This window comes from Terriglobales bacterium (assembly GCA_035457425.1).
In the GTDB taxonomy this organism is placed as follows: domain Bacteria; phylum Acidobacteriota; class Terriglobia; order Terriglobales; family Acidobacteriaceae; genus JACPNR01.
This window is the reverse complement of sequence record DATIBR010000074.1, coordinates 26095-45634: the sequence shown is the minus strand read 5'-3', so window position 1 is coordinate 45634 and position 19540 is coordinate 26095. Positions and strand designations below refer to the sequence as shown.

Here is a 19540-nt window from a genome sequence, read left to right as displayed (position 1 = left end):
CTTCCCCCTTATTGCCTGCCGGCCCGCGCTTCCAGCGCTTCCGCCCGCGGGAACAGGATCTCGTTCTCCAGGTGGATGTGCTGGTTGCGCTCGCGCTCGAATTCCTCCAGCGCGTTGTACAGCGCCCGGAACGAATTGCATTGCTCCTTGGGCGTGTCGTAATCCTTGCTCAGCTTGCGGATCTCCCGCAGCTCGAGCCCGATCGAGTCGTGTTCGGACCGCATCATCCGGATCGGGTTCTTCACCGTGCCGAAAGTCGGCGCCGCCACCGCCTCGCCACCCGCCGCCGCGTCTTCCATCCGGATGATGTACGGAAAGAGCACCTGCTCTTCCTTCATCATGTGGCGCACCATCTCGTCCGCCAGCACGTGGAAGTGCCGCTGCACCTTCGCCAGGTCGTGATGTTTCTGCCCGTGCGCGCTCAACACGCTGCCCAGCAATTGCTCGATGCGCGGCAGCGCGCGCCGCACGTATTGGTGGTGGAAATTCACGATGTGCGCCACCAGCTGCGCCAGCGATTCCGCGCTCCAGTCCCGGGCCTCCGCGCTCTCGCGCGCGTCCCGTACTTCCTGCAGCGCGGCCTCGACCTCGGCCAGCGCCACCCGCGCCTCGTTGCACGCTTCCTGCAGCGTCTTCTCGCCTCCGCAGCAGTAGTCGATCCCGAACTCTTCGAAGAGGCTCGCGGCGCGCGGCGTCTCCAGCGCGATCTCAGCTACCGTCTTCGCTGTCTTCGTCGTCATGATCACTCCTTCTTCCCGGAATCTATCGGCCCGGTATTGCCTGCGCCGTGACCGCTCGTACCCCCGCTCGTGATGTCCATCACAGGGAGACTCCGAGCGCGATCAGCACCACTGCGATCGCGGTGTACGCCAGTTCCGTGAACCCCAAGCGCTTGAGCGCGACCCGCTTGGGCGTGTGCGCGAACCGCCAGAACCCGCGCGCCAGCAGCGGCACGAACCCGAGCACCGCCAGCAGCGGCAGCTCTCCCTGTTGCCACGCCCACAGCAGCGCTGCCAGTATGGCGGCCTGCAGCATGAGGAACAGCCAGCCGGCGCGAAGGTCGGCGCGCCGTCCCGCGTGCCGCAATGCGTCGATCTCGACCTGGACGTAGGCGACCTGGTTCAGGGTGAGCGCGGAGGCCAGCACCGCCAGCTCGAGCGCCATGCCGTCGGCGCGGCCGCATAGCCCAACGTATGCCGCCGGCGCGCCCACCGCGAACGCCACGGCGACGACGAGCTGCGATTCGCTGCGCGTCAGCAGCCACTGCGTCGCGTAGCCCGCAAGGCCGATCGCGGCAAACAGCCCCAGGATCTTGTAGGAGACGAAGAGCAGGCTCACGCCGCCGGCGACCGCCGCGACCGTTGCCCAGAGCGCCAGGCGTGCGCGCGCCGCTGCGACCTCCGCCGGCCCGTTCGCGCGCACGATCCCCACGCCGAGCAGCGCATCGAGAGGCGTGCGGGCCAGGAAGACGGCCAGGGCCGCGACCACGATCGCGCCCCACGCCATCCAGCGGTCTCCGCCGGCACGCGCGGCCACCGCGGTGCCCAGTACCAGAGGTGCGGCCAGCAGGCCCCACGCGCCATGTTCGCGCGGCCACAGGACGGCGCTGCGCACCGGCGCGGGGAGAGCAGATTCAACTAGAACCTTGCTAGTCACACCCGCATCATCGCTGCCGGAAAGACTTGTTGCCGTGATTTCGGCTACAGCCGTTTGTGACAGGTGTCACACGGCGAAGTGCTTGAAGGAAAAGCGCTTAGGAGTGCCCTGCTACGAACCGACCATCTGCTCCAGCTTGTTCTTGTCGCGCAGCACGACCGCCGAACCCTTCACGTCGATCAGCTTGCGCTTCTTCAGGTCGGCAAAGGCGCGCGTGACCGTCTCGCGCGAAGCGCCGATGAGCTGCGCCATCTCCTCGTGCGTCAGCGTCACGGTGATGCGCGGCTCCTTGCCGTCATGCCCGGCCGACCACTCCAGCAGCAGCTTGGCCAGCTTCGCCGTCGCCGAGCGCGAGAGCCCGAGCGACCGGATCTCCTCGTACGCTGTGTGATAGCTGTTGGAGAGCTGGTTCGCCACCTGGAAAGCGGCATCCGCATGGTGCTTCAGGAAGTTCAGGAACTTGTCGCGCGGCACGAACTTCGCCTGCGCCGGCTCCAGCAGCTCGACCGTCACCTCGTACTCCCGCCCCGAGACCGTCGCGCTCAGCCCCAGCACCTCCCCGGGCTCCGCGATCTTCAGGATCAACGTCTTGCCGTCCGAAGCCGAGGTCGAAAGCTTCGCCTTGCCGCCGCACAGGATGAAAATGCCGCGCGGCGCCTGCCCTTCCACGAACAACAGCGCCCCTTTCGGATACGCCGCCGCGGAGGTGATCTCCTGCAGCTCTTTTACGGCAGCGTTGGAAAGGTTGCAGAACAGGCGGTCTTCGCGGAATGGACAGGTGATACAGCTCTCGATGATGTCGAGCCCGTACGGTGAGCGCATGATGAGTAGTTCCTTATCTAGTTCTTCATGATACTCCCATAGCGACCAAGGGTCCTCTGTGACGTGCGTCACATACCCCTATACCCCAATGGGTCAGGTGTCACACCGCCCAAACCCGCCAAACTAGCTGGATTTCCAGCTCTTGTACGCGACAGCCGCGGCTTTGGTCAGCGCGCTCAGCTCGCGCAGCAGCGCCATTCTTTCCCCTACTCGAACCTCGGCCGCAGGTCGCCGAACGTCACTTGTTGCGGGAACTTCTCGAACAGCGGCTGCGCGAACTCGTACAGGCCGGAATGGAACAGGATCGCGCGCCGCTGCGGCGCGACGCTCAGCCACGCCACCAGCCGGTCGTTCTCCTCTTTCGTCATCACGCGCACCGCGACCGCCGTGGCCCTCAGTTCGTCGGCGCGGTCGAGGACGCGCGCGATCTGGTTCTGGTCGTCCACGTTCACGAACTCCAGCTTCAGCGGCGCGGCCTTCGCCAGCCGCCGGAAGTAGCGCGCGCCTGCGTCGTAGTACTGGATGGGAAAGATCGCCTTGGTGTCTTCGACCACGATGGTCTCGGCCAGCGCGAACCGCACGGGCTGCCCGCCGATCACGGCCTTGTTGCCCTGCGCGCGCACCGGCGCCGTGCCCAGGATCACGCCCTTGCCCTGGTAGCCGACCAGCTCGTCGTCGTAGCGGTCGCCCGGCATGATGACGTGCACGCCGCGCTGCGCCAGGTAATAGGCCGCCTTCACCTTGCCGTCGGAGTCGCCGCAGCCCACCACCACCTGCATGCCGCGGCGCATCGCCTGGCTCACCAGCGCCGAGATGCCGTGCGTGTCCTCCAGCAGGCCGAACTGCCCCGCGACATGCGTCGTCGGATACTCCACCTTGTCGAGCAGCACCTCGAACCGGAAGACGCCGTTCTCGTCGGGCGCGTACCACTTCTCGCCCTTCTTCGCGACCAGCGTGCCGCTCAGCGGATGCACCTCCACCGGCGCGGCGTTCACGATGTACCGGATGAAGCGCCCCTCGTGCCACCCGATGATCTGCTGCGGCGGCAGCGCGGCGCCGCTCATGTCCCACTTGAGCTGGTAGCTCAGCCAGTCGCGCGAGACGCGGTCCACCTGCGCGCCCAGCCGCGTGTCGGGCGCGACCTCGATGCGCGACTCCCCCAGGATCAGCGTCTTCGCGCCGCGCGGCGCCGGCACGCTGCCTTGCAGCTCGACGTCGCCGAACTCCGGCGCCGGCTTGTTCTGCGCCAGCGCGTCGAGCAGCTTCGCTTCCCCCGCCAGGCCGATCATGCGCGCCTGCTCCGCCGCCGCTCCGAAGTCCTGCGGGCGTCCCGCGCCGCACTCCGACCCGCTGAACGCCAGGATGCCCCGCGCCAGGAACTTGCGGTAACCGTCGCTGTCGTCGCTGGCGATCGCGCGGTAGCGCTCCCGGGCGTCGCAGTTGGGCTGGTCCTTCGCCCGCCACAGGATGTACGCCACGTCGCCCATCACGAATTCGTCCGGGCTGCGGTACTGCTGGTAGAAGTCGATCAGGTCTTTGCGCAGCGCGGCGCTCTGCGTCTGCCAGAAGCAGGAGTAGCACACCGCCGGCGTGGCCAGCGCGCGGTGCGGCCGCGACAGGTAGCCCCACACCGCGAGCCCGCCGGCGATCGCTCCCAGCAGGAAACCGCCGACGAAGCGCTTCATCTAGCGGCGCTCCAGCTCGTCGGCTTCCCGGCGCAGCTTGCGGATGCCGCTCACCAGGATGAACAGGTACACGATGTGGATGGCCCACGTCGCGACGATCGCGGCGTACAAGTAGCTCATCGCGTCCCCCTGACCGCGCCCATGGCGTGCGCCTCTTCGATCTCCAGCCGCAGCCGCTCCATCGTGTAGCGCACCCACACCAGCAGGACGCCGAACAGCAGGAAGGCCGCGAAGTTGATGAGCAGCGCGTGCAGCATCGCGGGATCGATGCCCGAACCTTCACCGCCGCCCAGCACCGGCTGCGGATGCTGCGTCCGGAACCAGCGGATGGACATGTACACCAGCGGCACGTCCACGAAACCGAAGATGGCCAGCGCCGCCGCCAGCACCGGCGTCTGCCCGCCGGCGGCGTAGCGCCGCAAGAGCAGGTAGCTCACGTAGATCAGCCACAGCACCAGCGTCGAAGTCAGCCGCGCGTCCCACGTCCACCAGATGCCCCACACCGGCTTCGCCCAGATCGGCCCGGTCACGAGCACGATGGTGCAGAACACCACGCCCACCTGCGCCGTCGCCAGCGCGAACGCGTCGATGCCTGGCCTGCGCTTGATCAGGTACGCGATCGACGCCAGGAAGTTCGTGAAGAACAGCAGGAACGCCACCCACGCCGACGGCACGTGGTAATAGAAGATGCGGAACACGTTGCTCAGCTCGGATTCCTTGGCGGTGTTCGCCGTCGGAACGTAGATGGAAGGCGCGGGCTTGCCGATGTACGGCTCCAGCGGATTGGGCGAGCTGCCCAGCGCCTGGTACGCGCCGTAGCTCAGCAGCGCCAGCGTGATGATTGCGAGGATAGGAAAGGCTCTTCTCATGATCGGATCATTCCGCGTGCAAAACCGTTTCAAATAAGACCAGACATAAGGCCGTGAACGCCACGTCGTAGCCGACCAGCAGGCTCATCGCCAGCTTGGGCGATTCTCCCACCAGCACCGCGGTCGTGCCCGTCACCATCCCGATGATGGCCGGCAAGCTGATGGGGAAAAGGATGAGCGGCAGCATCATCTCACGGCTGCGCGTGCGGAGCGAGAGCGCCGCGAAGAACGTCCCGTTCACCACCAGCGCCCACGTCCCCAGCAGGAAGATCCACAGCAACTGCACCGGCGGGCCGATGGAGCGCAGGTTGTAGAACATCACGAAGATGGGCACCACCGCCGCCTCCACCACCGCGATGAACAGGAAGTTCCCCAGCGCCTTGCCGAGGAACAGCGCGTTCGGCGGCGCCGGCGAGATGCGGTAGGCGTCGAGCACCTGGTTGCGCAGCTCGCGCGCCCACGCCTGGTTGAGCGCCACCGTTGCGGCGAACAGGAAGGCGGTCCAGATCAGCCCGCCCGCCATCTGCCGCGATTCCTCCGCCGTCGGGTCGAACGCGAAGCTGAAGATGATCACCACCAGCAGCGCGAAGAACAGCATGCCGTTGAGCGCATCCTTCGAACGCCACTCCAGGCGAATGTCCTTCGCCAGCGTGGTGCGCGTGACGTGGACGAGCGCGCTCATCGCCGCGCCTCCGGAGCGCCGGCGTCCACGCCGGCCGGCGCGGAGGCGTCTCGCCTCCGCGAGCGAGAGCCCACGCCGCGGCTCGTGATCGCGCCCGCCGCCAGCGTGATGGATTCGTCCGCGACCTCGGCCAGGTGCGCCGGCTGGTGCGTCACCACGAAGATGGTCTTGCCCTGGTCGCGCATCTTGCCGAGCAGCTGCGCCATCGCCGCCGCCGAGCCGAGGTCGAGGTTCGAGAACGGCTCGTCGAGCAGCAGCAACTGCGGGTCGTGCAGCACCGCGCGCGCCAGCGAGAGCCGTTGCCGCATCCCCTGCGAGTAGTCGCCCACGCGCCGCGCCAGCTTGGGGTCCAGCCCGACGGCGGCGATGGCGCGTTCCCACACCTGCGGGTCATGGATGTCATAGAGCCCGGCGAAATACGCCAGGTTCTCCTGGCAGTCGAGCTCGTCGTAGAGGAACGACGAGTGGCTCATGTAGCCGAGCCCGCCGCGGCGGGCGGCCTCGCGCGGGTCCCGGCCGAAGACGCGCAGCTCGCCGCGCGTCGGCCGCGAGAGCCCCGCCATCATGCGCAGCAGCGTGGACTTCCCCGCGCCGTTCTCGCCCAGCACCGCGTAGAGGCGTCCGGCGGGAAACTCGGCCGTGACCTCGCGCAGCGCCGCGAAGCGCCCGAAAAGCTTGGTGACTTCCTGAAGGCTGACGGCCGGCGGCGTCCCGCTCGGCGCGTTGGGCGTGGTGGACAAGACTTACTTGGTGGACTTCGCTGCCGGAGCTTGGGGCGCGGAAGTTGTCGCCGGAGCCTGGGTCGTCGTCATCGCGCCCGCCGCGGCGGCTTCGCCTTCTTTCGGCGCGTACTTCGACGCGCACTTGGCTTGCAGCTTCTTGGCGTGGAAGACGCCGTCGCGCCCGAACTCGCCCTCGGCCAGCGCCTGCGAGTTGTCCACGAACGTGTCCGGAGGCGCTTCGCTCCCCGAGTAGATGACCGCGAGCTTCTGTTCCTGCTCGATCAGTTCGAAGTGGATCTTCGAGCCCTGCCGCTGGATCGATCCCGGCACCACGTTGCCCGCCACCCGCAGCCGCTTCGAGTAGGCGTCATCGCCCATCTTGCGCAGCTCCGCGATGGTCACGTAGTAGCTCTTGCTCTCCTCCACCCCGGTGAAGGCGAGGTAGCCGAGTGAGAGCACGATGACCGCGGTGGCGATGCCGAACCGGAGGTAGCGACTGCGCTCGTTCGAAGACATAGACAGACCTGACTTTACGCCCCTGCGTCCCCTCGTTTCAACCGGCGCAGCAGCGGAATAAGTCCATCCTACGGAAGGGCTAGAACCCCCGGCTGTGACGCGCGTCACAACCCGCGGGTCGGAGAGTCGTGACGGCCGGAAGTTGCTGATCGCTAATCGCTAATCGCTAGTCGCTGTTTCTACCCGTGGCCGGCGGCCTTGGCGTGGCGCTTGGCTTCCTTGGCCATCTCGTCGTCGGGGAAGGCCTCGGCGAACTTCTGCACCATCGCAGCGCCCTCGGGGCTGCGCGTCAGCGGATACATCGCCGCCCGCCGCACCGCCTTCTCCAGGTTGCCGTCGGAGAGCACGCGCATCAGCGAATCGAGCGTGCGCTGCCCCGGGATGGCGGCCAGCGCCTGCACCGCCTGGGTCAGCATCTTCACCTTGCCGTGCTCGTGCTCGAAGAGGAAGTTCTCGAGCGCGTCCTGGCAGCGCGGGTCCTTCAGGAACAGCATGTCGGCGAAGACGTCTTCCAGCACCTGCGGGTCCATCTCGCGCAGCGCGGTGGCGAAGACGGCGGCGCGGTCCTTGTTGCGGCTGTCCATGAGCGCGGTGACGGCGGCCTTTTGCACGCGCGGATCCGGGTGCTTGAGCACCGGCGCGATGACCTGGAGCAGCTCGGGATCCTTGAGTTCGCCCAGCAGCTTGCAGCCGTTGCGGACTACGAACCACCTGTCGCTCTTCAGCTGCTGGCGCGCCAGCACCAGCGCCGCCGGGCCGATGCGCGCGATCAGCCGCAGCAGCGCCAGCCGCACGGGCGCCTGCGGCTCGTCCTCCAGTTGCTGGAAGACCTTGCTGATGGCGGGCGTCCCCGACCAGCGCAGCAGCGTGGCCGCGGTGCGCGTCCACGGCAAGTCGTCTTTCTTCTGCACGAAGATCTCGACCACGCGGTCCACCGCGTGCATCGTGAGCAGCTCTTTGAGCGCGGCGCCGCAGCAGGCCGCGTGTCCTTCCTCGCTCGCCTTCTTCTCGATCGCGGTCCCGATCGTCTGGATGAGCTTGAAGTCTTCATACAGCGCGCTCGTCTTGGTGAGCGCGACCAGCGAGTTGATGAGCTGCCGGTGCAGGAATTCGCTGTCCGACTTCTTCTCCAGCGCCCGCACCAGCCGCTCGCCCGTCTTCTGCCAGAAATCGGTGCGCACGCCGGCCATGGTGCGCAGCAGCTCGGGCACCCGCCCCATCTCCTCCGGCGGCGGATTGCCGGGCTGGTCGAGGAAGGCGAGGTACTGGTTGCCGAGCGCGGTCGCGGAATCGAAGTCCGGCTGCTTGATCAATTCCTTCAGGTGCTCCAGCAGTCGCCGGTACGAACCCACGTCGAACTTCTCGAGCGCCAGCAGCCGCGCGGTCTTCTCTTTCGATTTCAGCGTGACCCAGGAGAGCTCGTCCTGGATGCGCTTGACCGTCGTCGGCGGGATGGAGTACTGCTTCACGAACTCCGCCAGCTTCTTCGCCAGCCGGTCGGCCATCTGCGTGGTCTGCAGGCTGCGCATCAGCACGCGGATGACTTCCTCTTCCACGATCACCGCTTCCGAGCCGGAGGGCGCCGACACCAGCCGGTCCATCGCCCACTTCACCGCCGTGTCTTCGATGATCTCCGCCGCCATCTGGTCGGGCGGCAGGTTGCGCAGCTCTTCGCGCCGGGCGGGCGGAAAATTCTGCAGCACGAACTCCGGCCGCATCTCCTTGATGATCTTCGCCAGCTCGGTGTACGAGCGCTGCTGCGGACCCTGGTTGGAATCCATCAGGCTGGAGGTGAAGAAGCCCGAGACCATGTTCTCGATGTCCGCCGGACCACCCGGCGCCGGCGGCTGCACCACCACGCTCGACCCGCCGATGGAGGCGCCTCCTCCGGCTCCGTAGCCTCCGCCGCCGTAGCCTCCGCCGCCACCGCCAGGTCCGCCCGGTCCACCGCCGCCGGGACCGCCACCTTCGCCGCCGCCGGGGCCACCGCCACCCGGCCCAGGGCCCCCCGGGCCTCCCCCGCCTGGCTGGTAGGTCGAACCGTATCCGATGCCCGTGCCGCTCGAGCCCAGCATCTCGGCGTAGCCGCCGCCTCCGCCGCCGCCGCCCTCACCTGGACCGCCGCCGGGACCACCGGTCCCGCCTCCGCCGCCCGCTCCGCCCCCGCCCTGGATGCCGGTCTGCGTCAGGAAGGCGTCGAGGCTCTGCAAGCCCGGGTTCGGGTTGTGCAGCTCGGCGAAGGCCTTCGCCATCAGGAACGATTCCGAATCCATGTCGAGCAGCGTGTCGCCGCTCTCGGTGCGCTGTTGGTTCTTGCTCGCGGGGAACACGCGCACGAACTCCAGCGGGTTCGCTTCCAGGTAGCGCGACAACCCGCCGAACTCCTCGATGTCCTTCGCCGGCTTGGCCAGCACGCCGATCGCGCGCTTGTACGCCGCCAGCGTCATGCCGACCTCGAACGTCACCGCTCCGATGCCGCGCTTGAGAAACTCGTTCTCCAGCGTGTTCAGCGACTTCTCCTGCGTCAGGATGTTGTTGATCAGGATGCGCTGGTCGACGAACCCGATGGTGAACTGCCGGGTCTGCTTCACGATCTCGTTCAGCATGTTGAAGCTGTTCTGGAACGGACCTTGGGCCGCGTTGTGGTCGGCGGAGAACATCCCGACCATCTTGATGATCATCTGCAGCGAGCGCGCGTACTTGATGCCCTGGATCTTCAGTTGATTGCGCTCGATCGCCATGTCGGGGACAAACCTCGATCCTGGGGGCTGGTTTCCTGGGGAGAAGCGTTATTGTGCCACAACTGATCCTTCCCTGCGGCACCGCGCGTCACCCCAAGGTATGACGAAAGTCACCTCGGGCGGCGGCGTATAATCGCCTGTTACAAGCCACTTCCAGCCCATTTCGGCACAGAGAAGGCGGGTCCCCATGACGAACAACCGCACCAACGGCAACGGCGCTCTTCCCGCGCTGCGCGGCGAGTGGGTCGCGAAGCGCAAGGCGGAAGCCGCGCGCACCGGCGACTCCAACCTCAGCCAGATGCACTTCGCCCGCAAGGGCGTCGTCACCGAGGAGATGGCCTACGTCGCGCGGCGCGAGCGGCTCACCCCGGAGCTGGTGCGCGACGAGGTCGCGCGCGGCCGCATGATCATCCCCGCCAACGTCAACCACCCCGAGCTGGAGCCCATGGCCATCGGCGTCGCCTCGCTGTGCAAGATCAACGCCAACATCGGCAACTCGGCCGTCACGTCGAATATCGACGAGGAACTGAAGAAGCTGCACACCGCGGTGCACCACGGCGCCGACACCGTGATGGACCTCTCCACCGGCGGCGACATCCCGGAGATCCGCAACGCCATCCTGCGGCACTCGCCCGTGCCCATCGGCACCGTGCCCATCTACGAAGCCATCGCGCGCGTGAAGCGGCTCGAGGACCTCAACGCCGACATCATGATCGAGGTCATCGAGGAGCAGGCCCAGCAGGGCGTGGACTACATGACCATCCACGCCGGCGTCCTCATCCAGTACGTGCCCCTGGTCGCCAGGCGCATCACCGGCATCGTCTCCCGCGGCGGCGCCATCCTCGCCCAGTGGATGACCCACCACCACAAGCAGAACTTCCTCTACGAGCGCTTCGACGACCTCTGCAAGATCTTCAAGAAGTACGACGTCTCGTTCTCGCTCGGCGACGGCCTGCGTCCCGGCTGCGTCGCCGACGCTTCCGACGAAGCCCAGTTCGCCGAACTCAAGACCCTGGGCGAGCTGACGAAGAAAGCCTGGGAGCACGACGTCCAGACCATGATCGAAGGCCCGGGGCACATCCCGATGGACAAGATCAAGGAGCAGGTGGACCTGGAGAACGAATGGTGCTACGAGGCGCCGTTCTACACGCTCGGGCCGCTCGTCACCGACATCGCGCCCGGCTATGACCACATCACCAGTGCCATCGGCGCGGCCATGATCGGCTGGTACGGCGCTTCCATGCTGTGCTACGTCACGCCCAAGGAGCACCTCGGCCTGCCCAACGAGAAGGACGTGAAGGACGGCATCATCGCCTACAAGATCGCCGCCCACGCCGCCGACATCGCCCGCCACCGCCCCGGCGCCCGCGACCGCGACGACGCCCTCAGCTACGCCCGCTACACCTTCGACTGGAACAAGCAGTTCGAGCTCTCGCTCGATCCCGAGACCGCGCGCTCCATGCACGACGAGACCCTGCCCGACGAGCGCTTCAAGGACGCCGCCTTCTGCTCCATGTGCGGCCCCAAGTTCTGCTCCATGAACTACTCCTCCAAGGTGGACGAGTACAACAAGAAGGAGCACGGCCTCGAGAAGCAGGATTACAAGGAGCTGGTGGAGAAGCTGGTCTCCATCGGCGGCACCACCAACCGGTAGCGTCGGCGGCTCGCCGGCTGTGGCGCGGGCGTCCTCGCCCGCGCCCTTTGACTTGCACTTTCACTTGCAGGTAGGCGCCGGCGACTCGCCGGCGCTTTTCTTTCGGAGGGGCGCGCCTTCAGACGCGCCGTAGCTGTCGCAGAGCAGACTCCGAGCCGGCTTCAGCCGGCGACGCTACTCCTCTTCGCCGTCGGCCAGGTCGGAGATCCGCTTCACGCCATTTTGCTGCTGCTGCGGCTTCGCCGACGCCCGGCTCTTCGAGTTCTTCGGCGCGCCGTGGTACACGATCTCGTCTTCCGCGACCATGTCCACGTCGTCGGCCGCATAGCGCTGCGCGCGCTTCGGCGAGGGCTTGGGCGCGCTCGCCGGCGCCGCCTTCTGCTGCGCCGTCTTCGGCTGCGCTGGCGGTTTCGTAGCGGCCGGCTTCGGTTGCTGTTGCGGCCGAATGGTCGCGGAGCCGAACGGCACGTCCTGCCGGATCTGGTTGCTGTTCACCTGCTGCTGGTTGCTGAGCGGCTGCGCCGGCATCCGGTTCTCGTACGCGCCCCACCCCGCGGTGATCAGGACCGCGAGTCCCGCCGCGGCCACAAGGGCGCGCTTCATCGCGCGGCTGCCCGCCCGCTCTTGGACCGCCGGCAGGACGCCGGCTGGGGCGGCAGCGACCCGCTGCCGCGCTCGTTCCCGCTCCGCTTCCCTGCGCTGCGCCTCGACCAGCGCCGCGGCGCCGGCGACCGCGCGCCGGCGCTCCTCCTCCAGCCGGCGCTCGCGCTCCGCTGCCGCCAGCTCGTGCGCCACGCGCTGCCGCTCCTGCTCCTCGGCCGACAAGCGCGCCGCTTCCGCTTCGCGCCGCTCGCGCTCGCTTTCTTCCTCCCGCCGCCGCGCGGCCAGCTGCGCTTCCCTTTCGGCCGCCAGCCGCGCTTCTTCCTCGCGCTGCCGCGCCTTCGCCGCCTCGCGCTCGCGCGCCAGCCGGGCTTCTTCCTGTTGCCGCCGCTCGGCTGCTTCGCGCTCGCGGGCCAGCATCGCTTCGCGTTCCACGCGGCGCCGCTCCGCTTCTTCCTGCTCGCGTCGCGCGCGCTCCGCGCGCTCGGCCGCCTTCTGCTCGGCCCGCTGCTTCTTCTCCGCCTCGCGCGCCAGCTCCTGGTCGATCACGTCCTGGCGCCGCGCCTTGCGCGAATCGTGCACCTGGGCGCCCAGCCGCCGGAACGGCGCGAGCAATTGCTGGAAGCCTTCGGCCAGGAGATTGCGCCGCGCCCTGGCGCCGCGCAGCGCAGCCGCCGCTTCCTCGTCGAGCGGCAGGCCCGCCGCGACGAACACCTCGGCATCGTGCTCACCCGCGAACTTCACTGCGTGGCGGAGCGCTTCGGGGGTGCGCAGGCGGTCGAGCTGGATCTCCAGGTCCGCGGGCGTGACGCGGAACGTGCCGGGATCGACTAGCTCGATGGTGTAGCCGCGCGCGCGCAGCTCTCCGATCAGCGGCGCGGCCTCTTCGGCAAAACGGGTGACGATCCGTGCGACGGGCATGGACGTGCCTCTTGCGTCTTGGATTCGACAGGCTCCGGGCGCGGCCAGGGGCCGGAGCAGTGGCTGGCTACTTAGAAGCGGAGTAGAAGCTGCGGGGCTGCTTGGGGGGAGTCGCTGGCTGCCAGTTGTTAGGTGCTAGTCGCCGGGCAAGCCCCCGGCTCCTGACATCGAACATCGAACAACTCGCGACTAGTTCACTTCCGCGTAGTCCATGCCGTCGGCGAACTGCAGCCCGGCGATGACCTTGGCGCGGTACTGCACTTCCAGGTAAGCGGTCAGGATCTCGATGTGCATCAGCTCGCGCTCGGTCGGGCCTTTGCACTCGGTGCGCGCCTGCTCGAGCGAGAGATAGCGCTCGTGCGCGAAAAGGAATTTGTTGATGGCCGTGTGCATGGCCACTGAGTCTAGTCCTCGCCCGAAAACGGCGAATCCTGCGAATACCTTAGCCGCCGATACATTCGCTGCGTAGCGCGCGTCAGGCCCGTCCCTAGCGCTGTTCGAGCACCGCCGCCGCCCGGTCGAGCGCCCCCGCCAGCACCTCGAGCTGCCTGGTCGTCCGCCCCACGTCGCCCGCGTCGATGGCCTCGTTCACCCCCGGGATGACGACCGCGGCGTATCCGGTGAACTCCCCCGGCGCGTAGATGGCGTGCTTGAACCACGGCCGGTTCGGCAGCCCCTCGGGGATGAGCAGCGCGCGCTCGGCGTCGTGCAGCGTGCGATTCAGCTTCCGGGTGTCGGAGCTCGGGTCTTTTTGCCGCGCGCCGATGGCCTTGCCGGCCGCGGTGAAGCGCTCGGCCGCCTGGTGCGCCGCGGTGAACGACGGTGCCTGCTTCCCGAGCTTCTTCTCCGCCTTCTTCTCCGCGCTCTCGATGTACTGCTGGATCTCCTCGCCGTAGCTCTGGTAGTCGAACGGCAGCACGTCGGTCTGCGCCATGTGCAGCAGCTGGATGCCGAAGACCCGCGCCATCTGCTGCTCGATGGTGAAATCCGGGTCGGCGTTCTTCTTGAACCACGCGAAGTTGTCGAACACCGAGTGGTACACGCCGTAGTCGCCGTTCGACCCGATGTCGTTCGACGGGATGCCGAGGTGCTGGAAGAACGGCGTGTAGTCGGAGCCCGACCCCAGGTCGCCCACCGGAACGTCCTTCGACCGGGCGTTCGGGGCGCGCTCCTGCGAGCCGGTGACGTCGGAATTCGCCGCCTTCTCCTTCTTCTCGCGGTCTTCCTGCTCGCGCTGCTGCTTCCAGACGTCGTACACCGAGCCGCCGCCCTTCGCCGACGGCACCACCTGCGCCGCCTCGCGCGTGAACTGCTTCAGCGTCGGCACCGCCGACGCGCTGAACCGCGGCCCCGACACCGCCGAGTCGGTGTTGAAGTACACCACCGCGTTCGCGAGCTGCTTCTCGTTCTGCTCCACCCACTCGGTCGAGCCGATCAGGCCCTGCTCCTCCGCGTCCCAGCTGCCGAAGACGATCGTCCGCCTCGGCTTCCAGCCGGACTTCAGCAGCTCCCCGATGCCGTGCACCGTCTCCAGCATCGCGGCCGTGCCGCTGTTCGGATCGACCGCGCCGTAGACCCAGGCGTCGCGGTGATTCCCGGCGACCACCCATTCGTCCGGCAGCTCCGTGCCCCGGACCTTGCCGATCACGTTCCAGATCGAGCGATAGGCGTAGTCGAATCGCAGGTGCAGCTTCACGCGCGCCGGCCCCGGGCCCACGTGGTAGGTGAACGGCAGCGCGCCCTGCCAGTCGCGCGGCGTCGCCGGCCCCCCCAGGTTCGCCAGGATGGGCTGCGCGTCCTGGTAGCTGAGCGGCGTCGTCGGGATCTTCGGCAGCGCCTCGGCCTTTTCCGGCGGCGTGCGCTGCGGCGCCGGCAGGTCAGGCACCGACGCCAGGCTCGGCGTCGTCACGTCGCCCGGATACTTGAACAGGTACTCGATCGAGCCGCGCTGCACCGCGCTCGGCGGCCGGTACGCGCCCTTCGGGTACGCGTCGCCCTTGAAGTAGCCGTCGTCCATCGGGTCGGAGTAGATGATCAGGCCCGCCGCGCCCGCGCGCTCGGCCACGTACGCCTTCACGCCGCGGTAGTTCGCGCCGTAGCGCGCGATCACGATCTTCCCGCGGACGTCGATGCCCATCTCCTTGAGCTTGGCGAAGTCCTCCGGCCGCGCGTAGTTCGCGTACACCACCTCCGCTTCCACGTCGCCCGAGGGCGACGAGCCGTTCATCGCCGTCACCACGCGCGGGTCGTCCTGGAAAGGGTCGCCGGCGACGCGCTCCGGCGTCGGGCCGTGCATCTTCACCCCCGCGGGGCCCGTCATGTCCACGCTGATCTCCCGGGGAAAGTTCAGCCACACCTTGTACTCGACGATCTCGGTCTCCAGGCCCGCCTCGCGGAACTTCCGCGCCACGTACTCGGCGGTCTCTTTGTCCTCTGGCGTGCCGGCAAGGTGCGGCTTCGCCGTCAGCGTGCGCAGGTGCTCTTCCGCCAGCTTCGGGTCGGGGACGGCGAGAAACTTCTGGTCGAGCGCGTGTTGCGCGCTCGCGTCACGGAAGCCGGTGATCTCCTTCGGGGCCGCGGCGGGAGTCTGGGCGAACAGGGGGAGGCAGCAGTAGAACAGCAGCAGAGCGCGAGCGGTGCGCATCGGTCAGGTTCCCTCCGGAGTAAGGAACCAGACACTTTACATCATTATTTCCAGGGTCGCCGCAACGCGGTCGGCTCACGCGTCGCGCCCGCCTCGGCTGCGTCGCCCCTCGACCTGCGCTCGCTCCGGTCTCACCCGCCAGTTCAGGCTGCGGCGGTGCGGCCGCGCTGCGGAGCGTCCTTCGCGCCCGGCTGGCGGTGGAACGTCTCGTACTCCACCGGACCCACGCGCAGCGTCACGCTCTCGGCGCTCGCCTTCTCGCCTTCCAGGCAGCGGGTGCAGAGCGCGGCGAACTGCCGCGTGCTGCCGTCCGCGCGCCGGACTTCCACCAGCATGTTGTGACGCACGTGCGCGCGGCACAGCACGCAATGCGTCCCGCCGTTCACCTGGTAGCGGAACTCCGCGTACGCGCTCAGCAATTCCCGCTTCTTTTCCGGCAGGACGGCGCTCGAGGCGTTTTCCAAAGCCGCAAAGTAGTCATCGAGCGCGGCCTGGAAGCGCCGCCGCTCGTGTTCGACCCGCTGATAGTTCGGGGTGTGACCCATACACGCTCTTTCCTGGCACCCCCGCGCCGAAGTGGTGCTGATGAATTGTTATGCACGTTGGGCGGGTTTGGTTGCGGAAAACCCCAGGAATTAAGGACATGCCCCCTTTCCGGCGGCGGACATGTACTCCCGGCAAACCTAAGCTGCGCCTCGATTTATGCCCTTCCAAAGCCGGCGCCGTCGTCCCCGGCGCCTACGGCGGCGTCATCGACAAAGTCCCCTTCGGTGGACCATGGCACAAAAAAGGCCGCCTAAGACCCGAAAGCGCAACGCGGATGTTCGTCGGCATCCGTGTTGCGCTTTTCTGAAGACTGAAGTCTGAAGTCTGCCTTTAGTTCTTGTAGGTCAGCTCGAAGATCGTGCAATCGTCGCCGAACGGCATGCCTTCGGCGTACTCCCGGATGGCCTTGAAGATCCCGTCCAGGCCCTCCGTCTTCACGACGTCCTGCAGCCGCTCGTAGCCGAAGAACTCGCCCGCGCGGTTCTCTGCCTCGGTCACGCCATCGGTCACGACGATCAGCCGGTCGCCGGCGCTGAGGTGCGTGAAGCCCGGCTTGTATTGCGCCTCGCCCAGCAGTCCGACCGGCAGGTTCGATTGCTCGAGCTTCGTGATCTTCGAACCGCTCACCACCAGCGGCGGCACGTGTCCGCAGTTCACGTACTCCAGCCGCCCGTCGGGGAAGAGCTTGCCGATCATCAGCGTGGCGTACTTCTCGCCCAGTTCCTTCTGGCAAAGGAAGGTGTTCGCGGTGCTGACGATCTGCTCCAGCGGCACCCCGGCCAGCGCCTGCGAATACACCAGCCCCTGGATGATCGAAGCCATGATGGCGGCCGTGATGCCCTTGCCGCACACGTCGGTGATCACCACCAGCAGCCCGTCGTCGGTCTTCACCAGGTCGAAAAAGTCGCCCCCGATGTCCTTGCAAGGCACGTTCTTCGCCTGGATCTTGGCGAACGGCAGCTCCGGGATGCGCACCGCCATCAGCCGCTGCTGGATGCCGGCGGCGATGGTCATTTCCTGCTCCATGCGCCGCGCCGCCTCTTCCGCCTGCACCAGCCGCGCGTTCTCCACCAGCGCCGCCGCTTCCGTCGCGATCGCCGCCAGGATGTCCTGGCCCACCGTCGTGAGGTCGCGCGAGGCGTACTTGCTGTCCAGGTACAGGACCCCGATCACGTCCGGCGTGATCTGGTTCCCCTTCGCCTCCGCGTGCACCATCTTGCGCCGCAGCGGGATGCAGATCACCGTCCGCAGGTCGTGCGCGATCACGCTTTCGCGCTTCGCCATCCCGCTCGTCTTCATCGTGTCACTCACCAGGAACGCCGAAGCCGAGCGCGCCGCATCCGTGATGATGGACTTCGAGATCGTCTTGTCGTCGCTCAGCGGGCCGCCCTTGGCGTTCCGGCCCGCCGCCAGCCGCAGCGTCCCGTCGTCGTTGCGCAGGAACACGTACCCGCGTTCCGCGCCCGTCAGCCGCAGCGTCGCCTCGATCAGCGTCACCAGGATCTCTTCCAGCACGTTGCTGGTGTTCAGCTTGCGCGCCGCGTCCAGGAAGAACGTCAGCTTCTCCAGGTCCGACCCGGCGTGGCTCTTCAGCTCGATCCCGCTCAGCTGCGTCAGGAACTCGCGCGTCGTGTTGTGCCGGCCCTCCGACGGGCTGAACACCACGAAGATCTCGTCCCGGATCCCAAACTCGATGCGGTCGTTGCGCGCCAGCTTGCGCCGGCCTTCGATCCGCTCCCCGTTCACGAACGTGCCGTGCTTCGACTGGTTGTCGACCACGTAGTAGTCGCCGTTGTCTTCCACCAGTTGTGCGTGCTCGCGCGAGACGCGCGCGTCCGGAATGACCAGGTCGTTCTCCGTCTTCCGCCCCACCCGGAACGGCAGCTTCTTCAAGACGATGCTCGATTGCTCGCCCTTCTGCGAGTACACCAGCTCCGGATAGCCGAGCGGCTTCTCGCCGCCCGGCATGGGCGCAACCCCGGACGTGGATGGAGTGGAGGCCATGGAGAGCGCAGAGTAGCATTTTTCGCGGGCTTAACGCTATGCCGCTCGCCGCGGCTCGCGCCCGTCCACCATCCCCTTCACTCGTGTCCGAAATTTGGCAACCCGCGCTTCCCGCCTCCGTTCCAACCAAGGACAGCGATTTTTCGGCGGAGGAACAGGCTATGTCGCAGCGAGACTTCTGGGGTGGATTCGGCGCCGGCGCGGCTGCCGGCATGTTCGCGGGCATCGGAGCGGCGCTCACCTCGCGCGCGCTGCGCTCCGGCAACCGGGACTCCGACGTCCTGCGCCTGGAGAAGACCGTGCAGATCGGCCGCCCGGTCCACGAGGTCTTCCGCGCGTGGTCGCAGCTGGAGAATCTTCCCGAATACATCGGGATGGTGAAGCGCGTGCGCCCCTTCGGCCGCCGCTCCCACTGGGCCGTCGAGATCAACGGCCGCACCTTCGAGTGGGACGCCGAGCTCATCCAGGTCGTCCCCAACCAGGCGCTGGGATGGCGCTCCGCCTCCGGCCCGCAGCACACCGGCCGCATCAACTTCGCGCCCCTGGGCGACAACACGCTCGTGCACGTCCAGATGAACTACGCGCCCCCGATGGGCGCCTTCGGCCGCGCCGTGCTCGAGACCTTCGACCGCGTCGACCAGTACGTCGAGCAGGCGCTGCGCGACTTCAAGGCCGCGCTCGAAGGCAAGGGACAGGAGCGCGCCACCGGCACCTTCGGAGCGGGCTCGCCCGTGAGCGGCCGCCCGGTCGAGGCCGGCGTCACCACGCCTCCGAGCACGGGCGCGCAGACTTCCCGTTTCGGCAACCAGGAGGAGACGGTCGAGTTCACCCGCCCGCCGGAGGCCAAGTCGTAGGTGATCGTGCGTGTCATGCTGAGCGTCGCAGACGCGAAGCATCTCAGGTGATGAGATCCTTCGCTTCGCTCAGGATGACACGCGTTGCTATTTCGTCGTGGGCGCGCTCTCGTCGGCGAAGAGCTTGAACGTGACCTCGCGCTGGCGCGCGCTCTCTTCCTTGCCGTTCTTCTGGCGATGCTCGATCAGCGTCCCCACGATCTGGTAGTAGCCGTCCTCCGCCCTGCTCTTGGCGGGCCCGCGCCCGATCGTCCCGCTGAACTCGTACCACACCGCGTGCACCGGCTTCGAGGTGAACGTGAGCTTGTCGCCGGTGAGCGACGCCTTCGCGAGATAGTGGTTCAGGATGGTGTCGCGGTCGGTGTCGGTGTCGCCCAGTCGCGAGATGTAGCCGTCCACCCGGCCGTCGTTGATGTCCAGCTGCAGGTCCTCGCCTTCCTGCAGGAAGCTGTAGCGGCCGGAGTAATCCGGCGCGGCGCTCTTGGGAGCGGGATTCGCCTGCGCCCCCGACATCACCGCAAGCAACAAGAGAACGAGCGCCGTCCGCAACGTCTGAGATCTCATACCGCTCCTGAACCGATCACCAATCACAAATCACAAATGTCTACTCCTATCCTCCCACAA

The 19540-nt window shown here is 67.4% G+C and carries 17 protein-coding genes; 2 read left to right on the top strand and 15 right to left on the bottom strand.

The features are described 5' to 3' along the window. Window positions 1–8 precede the first annotated feature (8 nt). The 9 genes from ric to VLA96_05480 all read right to left on the bottom strand — a co-directional run bounded on the left by ric (window position 9) and on the right by VLA96_05480 (window position 9693). Entirely contained in the window at window positions 9–740 is a 732-nt protein-coding gene (gene ric / locus VLA96_05520) for an iron-sulfur cluster repair di-iron protein (protein HSE48648.1), read from the bottom strand. A 79-nt stretch (window positions 741–819) separates the two neighbouring features. Further along, entirely contained in the window at window positions 820–1656 is an 837-nt protein-coding gene (locus tag VLA96_05515) for a YwiC-like family protein (protein HSE48647.1), read from the bottom strand. Between the two features lie 111 nt (window positions 1657–1767). Beyond that, window positions 1768–2478 (bottom strand): Crp/Fnr family transcriptional regulator, encoded by a 711-nt coding sequence (locus VLA96_05510; protein HSE48646.1) that lies wholly within the window; start codon window positions 2476–2478, stop codon window positions 1768–1770. Window positions 2479–2684: 206 nt separating this feature from the next. Next, window positions 2685–4163, bottom strand: coding sequence for a hypothetical protein (locus tag VLA96_05505; GenBank protein ID HSE48645.1), 1479 nt, complete (start codon window positions 4161–4163; stop codon window positions 2685–2687). 116 nt (window positions 4164–4279) lie between these two features. Further along, window positions 4280–5032, bottom strand: coding sequence for a cytochrome c biogenesis protein CcsA (gene ccsA, locus VLA96_05500; protein HSE48644.1), 753 nt, complete (start codon window positions 5030–5032; stop codon window positions 4280–4282). Window positions 5033–5039: 7 nt separating this feature from the next. Further along, window positions 5040–5714 carry a heme exporter protein CcmB gene (locus VLA96_05495; GenBank protein HSE48643.1) on the bottom strand — a complete coding sequence of 225 codons (675 nt, stop codon included), beginning with the start codon at window positions 5712–5714 and terminating at the stop codon, window positions 5040–5042. Continuing rightward, on the bottom strand, window positions 5711–6454 hold the full coding sequence (locus tag VLA96_05490) for an ABC transporter ATP-binding protein (protein ID HSE48642.1): 744 nt from the start codon (window positions 6452–6454) through the stop codon (window positions 5711–5713). Before VLA96_05490 ends, VLA96_05495 begins: the two co-directional genes overlap by 4 nt. A gap of 3 nt (window positions 6455–6457) precedes the next feature. Continuing rightward, window positions 6458–6952: a cytochrome c maturation protein CcmE gene (locus tag VLA96_05485; protein HSE48641.1), complete on the bottom strand. Its 495-nt coding sequence runs from the start codon at window positions 6950–6952 to the stop codon at window positions 6458–6460. Window positions 6953–7131: 179 nt separating this feature from the next. Next, window positions 7132–9693, bottom strand: a complete 2562-nt coding sequence (locus VLA96_05480; GenBank protein ID HSE48640.1) for a HEAT repeat domain-containing protein — start codon at window positions 9691–9693, stop codon at window positions 7132–7134. A 187-nt stretch (window positions 9694–9880) separates the two neighbouring features. On the opposite strand from VLA96_05480, the gene thiC reads away from it, so the two are divergent. After that, window positions 9881–11347, top strand: coding sequence for a phosphomethylpyrimidine synthase ThiC (gene thiC, locus VLA96_05475; GenBank protein HSE48639.1), 1467 nt, complete (start codon window positions 9881–9883; stop codon window positions 11345–11347). A 174-nt stretch (window positions 11348–11521) separates the two neighbouring features. On the opposite strand, the gene VLA96_05470 is transcribed toward thiC, so the two are convergent. The 5 genes from VLA96_05470 to VLA96_05450 all read right to left on the bottom strand — a co-directional run bounded on the left by VLA96_05470 (window position 11522) and on the right by VLA96_05450 (window position 18062). Next, complete coding sequence (locus tag VLA96_05470; GenBank protein ID HSE48638.1) at window positions 11522–12868, bottom strand: hypothetical protein; 1347 nt, start codon at window positions 12866–12868, stop codon at window positions 11522–11524. 189 nt (window positions 12869–13057) lie between these two features. Further along, window positions 13058–13261 (bottom strand): hypothetical protein, encoded by a 204-nt coding sequence (locus tag VLA96_05465; protein HSE48637.1) that lies wholly within the window; start codon window positions 13259–13261, stop codon window positions 13058–13060. Between the two features lie 94 nt (window positions 13262–13355). Continuing rightward, the gene (locus VLA96_05460; GenBank protein HSE48636.1) at window positions 13356–15512 is read right to left on the bottom strand and encodes a M28 family metallopeptidase; all 2157 of its coding nucleotides are present in this window, start codon (window positions 15510–15512) and stop codon (window positions 13356–13358) included. A gap of 143 nt (window positions 15513–15655) precedes the next feature. Then, window positions 15656–16057, bottom strand: coding sequence for a hypothetical protein (locus tag VLA96_05455; GenBank protein ID HSE48635.1), 402 nt, complete (start codon window positions 16055–16057; stop codon window positions 15656–15658). A 331-nt stretch (window positions 16058–16388) separates the two neighbouring features. Beyond that, entirely contained in the window at window positions 16389–18062 is a 1674-nt protein-coding gene (locus VLA96_05450; protein HSE48634.1) for a SpoIIE family protein phosphatase, read from the bottom strand. Window positions 18063–18223: 161 nt separating this feature from the next. On the opposite strand from VLA96_05450, the gene VLA96_05445 reads away from it, so the two are divergent. After that, window positions 18224–18916, top strand: a complete 693-nt coding sequence (locus VLA96_05445) for an SRPBCC family protein (GenBank protein HSE48633.1) — start codon at window positions 18224–18226, stop codon at window positions 18914–18916. A gap of 87 nt (window positions 18917–19003) precedes the next feature. Here the strand turns inward: VLA96_05445 and VLA96_05440 are convergent, their stop codons facing one another. Further along, on the bottom strand, window positions 19004–19480 hold the full coding sequence (locus tag VLA96_05440; protein HSE48632.1) for a hypothetical protein: 477 nt from the start codon (window positions 19478–19480) through the stop codon (window positions 19004–19006). Window positions 19481–19540: the final 60 nt, after the last annotated feature.